Below are 508 nucleotides of genomic sequence, written 5' to 3'. Positions count from 1 at the left end.
GGCTGTGGATGACGGCGTCGTCCGGTGACGGGCTGACCTCGCGTGCGACGTGCAGCAGATCCCGCACCAGACTGGCGCGGCGCACCGGATTCGCAAGCAGTCCATAGTGACGGATGCGGTGGAAGCCACCGGGCAGTACATGCAACAGGAAGCGGCGCATGAACTCGCCGGCCTCGAGGGTCATCGTCTTGTAGCGGGTGCGCCCCTTCGCACGATAGTCCTTCCAGCGGAACGTCACGCCGCGCTCATCGAACGCAAGCAGGCGCTGGCTGGAGATCGCCACACGGTGTGTATAGCGTGAGAGATACGCGAGTACCGCTTCGGGGCCCGCGAAGGGACGTTTGGCATACACGACCCATTCGCAGGTACGCAGCGGCGCTAGCCACCGGGCGAAGACAGCCGGGTCGGCAAGTCCGGCATACTCACCGAAGAACTGCAACCGGCCGCACCGGTGTGCGTCCGTGAGCGCTTCGAGGAAGCACCTGCGGAACAGGCGTGAGAGCACGCG

General features: G+C 65.6%; 1 protein-coding gene. It reads right to left on the bottom strand.

Translation table 11 applies throughout. The features are described from left to right. Positions 1-508: IS91 family transposase (locus tag BN2476_RS39985; RefSeq protein ID WP_235851177.1), on the bottom strand; the 508-nt coding region annotated here is incomplete at both ends.

Origin of the sequence: Paraburkholderia piptadeniae, assembly GCF_900007165.1 — a bacterium.
In the GTDB taxonomy this organism is placed as follows: Bacteria; Pseudomonadota; Gammaproteobacteria; order Burkholderiales; family Burkholderiaceae; genus Paraburkholderia; species Paraburkholderia piptadeniae.
The sequence above is the reverse complement of the archived record's forward strand: the minus strand, read 5'-3'. Positions and strand labels throughout refer to the sequence as shown.